Annotated in this window: 2 protein-coding genes; both read left to right on the forward strand. The window is 70.0% G+C overall.

The features are described 5' to 3' along the window. Positions 1-219: 219 nt before the first annotated feature. Positions 220-4,638: a DEAD/DEAH box helicase gene (locus tag AB7O82_RS36245; RefSeq protein ID WP_428549738.1), complete on the forward strand. Its 4,419-nt coding sequence runs from the start codon at positions 220-222 to the stop codon at positions 4,636-4,638. A gap of 419 nt (positions 4,639-5,057) precedes the next feature. Next, on the forward strand, positions 5,058-6,526 hold a 1,469-nt coding region (locus tag AB7O82_RS36250), incomplete at its 3' end, for a winged helix-turn-helix domain-containing tetratricopeptide repeat protein (RefSeq protein ID WP_428621696.1).

Genomic DNA, 6,526 nt, shown 5'->3' on the forward strand with positions numbered 1-6,526 from the left:
GCCACTCACTGGCGCTAACTTTGCAAAAAGACCGCGTCATGCGCTGGGTGCGCGCCACTCCGTTGGCGATATTGTTGGTGACTCCACATCCCATGAGCGCCATGGGTGTGGCGCGCTCCCAGCAAAGTGGCGACGTCGATGGGCAAAGTTAGAGCCTATGTGGCTTTCCCCTCCAGCCTTCGGGCCACCTCCCCCGATTACGGGGAGGAAGCGACGTTGGTGTGCCGCTACCGCCGACGGCCGCTGGCCGGGTTGATCGGGGTGGCGCAGGCACCCATATTTGCTGCCTCCCAAACCCCCTCGCTCTTCATGGATCACGGGCTGTTTCATCCGGCCGTCGCTGCCTGGTTCGACAAGACTTTTGCCGCGGCGACGCCGGCGCAGGTCGACGCCTGGCCGCTGATCAGGGCCGGGAGGCACACCCTGATCGCCGCGCCCACCGGGTCGGGAAAGACGCTGGCGGCCTTCCTGGCCGCGATCGACGATCTGGTGCGTCTCGGCCTCGAGCACGGCCTGCCGGACGAGACCCGGATCGTCTACGTCTCGCCGCTCAAGGCGCTCTCCAACGACGTGCAGCGTAATCTCGAGGGGCCGCTGGCCGGCATCCGGGAGGAACTGCGCAGCCTCGGTCTGGCCGATCTCGATATCCGCCCGTGGGTGCGCACCGGCGACACCGCGCCGGGCGAGCGTCAGCGCGCGAACCGCAAGCCGCCGCACATCCTCGTCACGACGCCGGAGTCGCTCTACGTGCTGCTGGGCTCGGAGAGCGGCCGCAAGATGCTGGCGACGACCCGCACCGTCATCGTCGACGAGATCCACGCCGTCGCCCCCAACAAGCGCGGCAGCCATCTCGCCCTCTCGCTCGAGCGCCTCGACGCCCTGTGCGGCCGCAAGCTGCAGCGGGTCGGCCTGTCGGCCACGCAGAATCCCATCGCGGAGGTGGCGCGCTTTTTGACCGGCGATCCGACGGGCTGCGCAATCGTCGATTCGGGCCATCGTCGCCATCGCGATCTCGCCATCGCCCTGCCCGAATCGCCGCTCGAATCGGTCATGTCGCACGAGGTCTGGGAGCAGGTGTATGGCCGGCTGGCCGACCTCGTCCGCCAGCACCGCACCACGCTCGTCTTCGTGAATACGCGGCGTCTCGCCGAGCGCGTGACCCGCCATCTCAGCGAGCGCCTGGGCAGCGAGCACGTCCGCGCCCATCACGGCAGCCTGTCGCGTGACCAGCGCTTCGATGCCGAGCAGCGCCTCAAGGCCGGCCAGCTCAAGGCCCTGATCGCCACCGCCTCGCTCGAGCTCGGCATCGACATCGGCGATGTCGACCTGGTGTGCCAGATCGGCTCGCCGCGCTCGATCGCGAGCTTCCTGCAGCGTGTCGGCCGCTCCGGCCATGCGGTCGGCGCCACGCCCAAGGGCCGCCTGTTCCCGCTGTCGCGCGACGAGCTGGTCGAGAGCGCGGCCCTGCTCGACAGCGTGGCGCGCGGCGAGCTCGACCGGCTCGCGATCCCCGAGGCGCCTCTCGACGTGCTGGCCCAGCAGCTCGTCGCCGAGGTCGCGGCTCAGGAATGGGCCGCCGACGACCTGCTGGCCCTGATGCGGCGGGCCTGGCCGTACCGCGCGCTGGAGCAGTCCGACTTCGACTCCGTCGTCGCCATGCTGGCCGACGGCTTCTCGACGCGGCGCGGGCGGCGCGGCGCGCTGCTCCATCACGATGCGGTCAACGGGCGCCTGCGCGGGCGTCGCGGCGCGCGCCTGACGGCGCTGACCGCGGGCGGCACAATCCCCGACAATGCCGACTACCAGGTGCTGCTCGAGCCGGAGAATCATGTCATCGGCTCGGTCAACGAGGACTTTGCCGTCGAAAGTCTGGCCGGCGACGTCTTCCAGCTCGGCAACCGCAGCTACCGCATCCAGCGCGTCGAGCGCGGCACGGTGCGCGTCGAGGATGCCCAGGGCGCCGCACCCAACATCCCGTTCTGGCTGGGCGAGGCACCGGGCCGGTCGGATGCCCTCTCGGCCGCCGTCTCGCGCCTGCGCGAAGAGGCGGCGAGGCACCTGCGCAAGGATCCCGGTGGCGCGGCGCTGCTCGGCTGGCTGACCGACGGGCTGCACATGGAAGAAGAGGCAGCGCGCCAGCTCACGGAATATCTCGCCGCCGGACACGCCGCCCTCGGCGTGCTGCCGACCCAATCGAAGGTTGTGGTCGAGCGCTTCTTCGACGAGGCGGGCGGCATGCAGCTCGTCGTGCACTCACCCTACGGCAGCCGAATCAACCGTGCGTGGGGACTGGCGTTGCGCAAGCGCTTCTGCGCCACCTTCAACTTCGAGATCCAGGCAGCCGCAACCGAGGACAACATCGTCATCTCGCTCACACAGGCGCACAGCTTCGCGCTGGAGGAGGTGCCGCGCTACCTGCATTCGAACTCGGCGCGCCAGGTGCTGATCCAGGCCGTCCTCGATTCGCCGATGTTCACCACGCGATGGCGCTGGGTCGCCGGCGTCTCGCTGGCGCTGCCGCGCATGCGGGGTGGCAAGAAGGTGCCGCCGCAGCTCGCGCGCATGGCGGCCGAGGACCTGGTCGGCTCGGTATTTCCCGACCAGATCGCCTGCGCCGAGAACCTGCCGGGTGATCGCGAGATTCCCGATCATCCGTTGGTCGAACAGGCGATTGCCGACTGCCTGGGCGAGGCGATGGATGCCGCTGGCTTCGAGCGCGTGCTGACGGGGATCGAGTCCGGCGCCATCGAGGTGATCGCTCGCGATCTCAACCAGCCCTCGCCGCTGGCACTGGAAGTGCTCTCGGCGAGACCCTACGCCTTTCTGGACGACGCGCCGCTGGAAGAGCGTCGGACCCAGGCCGTCATGGCGCGGCGCTGGCTCGCGCCCGAGCAGGCGGCCGATTTGGGCCGCCTCGATGCGGCGGCGATCGAGCGCGTGCGCGGCGAGGCCTGGCCCGACGCCGAGACCGCCGACGAGTTGCACGACGCGCTCTGCTGGCTGGGGTTTCTCACGACGGAGGAAGCGGCCAGGCAGCCAGGCTGGAAAGCGCTCCTCGATGCGCTCGCGGCGGACAAGCGGGCAGCACTGGCCGGCGCTCTCTGGGTTGCCGCCGAACGCCTGCCGCAGCTGCGCGCCATCCGCCGCGACCTGACGACGGCTCCGCCGATCGAGCCGCCGGCCGCGTTCGACAGGCAATGGTCGTCAGACGAAGCGCTGGTCGAGATCCTGCGCGGGCGTCTCGAGGGTCTGGGGCCGGTGACCGAACAGGTTCTGGCATCGCCTTTGCTGTCCGCCGGGCTGGTCTCGGCATCCGACGTCGAGGGCGCGTTGCTGGCGCTGCAGCGCGAGGGCTTCGCCATGCGCGGCCGCTTCACGTCAGGCGCCAACGCCGACGAATGGTGCGATCGGCGCCTGCTGGCGCGCATCCACCACTACACCATCAAGCGCCTGCGCAGCGAGATCGAGCCCGTCGCGGCGCGCGACTTCCTGCGCTTCCTGTTCCGCTGGCAGCGCGTGGCGCCGGAGAGCCAGGTGGCGGGTGTCGGCTCGCTCGATCCGGTGCTCGCCCAGCTCGAAGGATTCGGCGCTGCCGCCGCCGCCTGGGAATCCGAGATTCTGCCGGCGCGGCTCAAGGACTATCGTCCGTCCTGGCTCGATCAGCGCTGCCACGCCGGCCACGCGACCTGGATGCGCCTGCGTGGTCGCAACGCCGGTGCGACAGGGCGCGCGACGACGGTGCGGACCACGCCGATCACCCTGGTTGCCCGCCGCCAAGCGAGGCTGTGGCGCTCCCTCGCGACCTCCTCGGACATGGCCAAGCCCGGCGCACGCGCACAGGCGGTCGTGGACTATCTCGCCGCCAACGGCGCCTCTTTCCACGAGGAGCTGCTGCAGCACGCCGGCCTGCTGCGTTCGCAGCTCGAGGAGGCGCTGGCCGAGCTGGTGGCGCTCGGCCTGGTGACGTCCGACGGCTTCGCCGGCTTGCGCGCGCTGCTCGTGCCGCCGAGCGAACGGACCGGCGGCCGGCGCCGCCGCCGCATGGTAATCGGCGGCCTGGAGGAGGGTGGGCGCTGGTCCTTGCTGGCCCCTCCGACGGCGACCACCACCCAGCCCTCTGCCGACGCCGTCGAACACGTCGCGCGCGTGCTGCTGCGTCGCTGGGGCGTCGTCTTCTGGCGCGTGCTTGAGCGCGAGTCGGGAACCCTGCCGGCGTGGCGCGACCTTCTGCGCGTCTATCGTCAGCTCGAGGCCAGCGGCGAGATCCGCGGCGGTCGCTTCGTCGCCGGCTTCACCGGCGAGCAGTTCGCTCTGCCCGAGGCGGTCGGCCTGCTGCGCGAGATCCGTCGACGTCCGGCCGCCGGCGAATGGACCGCCGTCTCCGGCGCCGATCCGCTCAACCTCGCCGGCATCCTGACGCCAGGGCCGCGCCTTCCCGCCCTTGCCGGCAACCGCCTGCTGATTCACGACGGCGTTCCTGCGGCGACGCTGTCGGGCGGCGAGATCCGCTTCGTCGAGGCCCTCGATGCGGCCACGGAGTGGTTCGCCCGCAAGGCGCTGGTCCGTCGGCCCGGCGGGGTGGCGACGGACTTCGGTGTCGCGGAGCACAGCCCGGCGCCGCTGGCGGCCGAGGGCTGATCTTGGCCAAGGCTCCGGCGGTCATGCGCTTGGGGGCGCGCCACTATTCGGCGCTAACTTTGCCAAAAGAACGCGTCTGGCGCGGGGAGCGCGCCACTCCGTTGGCGAACTTCTTTGTGTTTACAAATCCCTTGTGCGCATTGGGTGTGGCGCGCTCCCAGCAAAGTGGCGACGTCGATGGGCAAAGTTGGCGCCTATGGGCGCGCCACTGGACTGGCGCGCCCCCAGCGGAAGAACTGCTGGTCGCTTGCTCATGGTTGGACCGCGGGCATCTTGCCCGCATCATGCACATTGGCGGGCAAGTTGCCCGCGGTCGGGAAGAGCATGAGCGACCCAATTCGCTTCTGCACGATTCTTGCCGCGCTTGTCTGTAGCCGCGAACCGCTTGATTATTCCCCGAGGTCGCGGCAGGGGATGGCGTGCAGTTTCACTTCTCCGATCATGTCCTGGATACGGTGCGGCGCGAGCTCGTGCGCGGCAACGAGCGCCTGGAGATCGAGCCGCAGGTGTTCGACCTCCTGGCCTATCTGGTGCAGAACCGCGACCGCGTGGTCAGCAAGGACAACCTCATCGAGGCTATCTGGCAGGGCCGGGTGGTGTCGGAATCGACGCTGACCAGCCGCATCAACGCCGCGCGCAAGGCAGTGGGCGATAACGGCCAGGATCAGAGGCTGATACGCACCCTGGCGCGCAAGGGCTTCCGCTTCGTCGGCACGGTCGCCGAGAGCGTCGAGCCGGCGGCGCCGTCGGAATCGGCAGCGGCTGCCCCGGCCGCCCCGGTATCAGCGCCGGCCCCGGCGTCGGTGCATACCGCGCCGCTCGATCGACCGGGTATCGCCGTCCTGCCTTTCGTCAACATGAGCGGCGAGCCGGAGCAGGAGTATTTTTCAGACGGCATCAGCGAGGACGTCATCACGGCGCTGTCGCGGCTGCGCTGGGTCTACGTGATCGCCCGCAACTCGTCGTTCGTCTACAAGGACCGCGCGGTCCATCTCGCGCAGATCGGCAGCGAGCTGGGGGTGGGCTACGTCGTTCAGGGCAGCGTGCGCAAGGCGGGCGATCGGGTGCGCATCACCGCCCAGCTCAATGCCGTCGCCACCGGCAGCCACATCTGGGCCGAGCGCTACGACCGCGCGCTGGCCGACGTCTTCGCCGTCCAGGACGAGATCTCGCAGGCCATCGTCGCGGCGATCGAGCCGCAGCTCTACGCAGCGGAAGACTCGCATGCCCGGCGCGGCACGCCCGACAGCCTCGATGCCTGGGACCTCGTCATGCGGGCGCTGTCGCACTATTGGCGCGTCACTCGGCAGGACAATGTCGTGGCGCAGGCGCTGCTCGAGAAGGCGATCAGCATCGATCCCAACTACGGCCAGGCGCTGGGTGTTCTGGCGACCAGCCATGCCTTCACCGCCCACATGGGATGGGAAGACATGGAAACTGCGATGCCGATAGCCGAGCGCGCGGCGCGGGCGGCGATCCGCGCCGACAGCGAGGATCCATGGGCGCATCACGCGCTGGCCTGCGTCCTGCTGGTCGCCCGCCGCTTCGACGACTCGCTGGCCGAGTTCGAGCGCGCCCTGCAGCTCAATCCCAGCTTTGCGCTGGCTCAGGGATTCTATGGGCTGGCGCTCTCCTATTGCGGCCACTGGGAGGCTGCCGACCTCGCGGCGCGCCGGGCGCTCCGCCTCAGCCCGCGCGACCCTTGCGCGGCGATCTATTGCGGCATCGCGGCCTATGCGCAGTTCGTCGGCGGCAACTACGAGGAGGCGATCCGCCTGTCGCGCGAGGGCCTGCGCCTGAAGGCCGACTTCGTCGGCGCCCACCGCGTGCTGACGGCGGCGGCGGCGATGGCCGGCCGGCACGAGGAAGCGCGCGCCGCTTTGGGCGA

Source organism: Reyranella sp., from assembly GCF_050185545.1.
Classification (GTDB): Bacteria; Pseudomonadota; Alphaproteobacteria; order Reyranellales; family Reyranellaceae; genus Reyranella.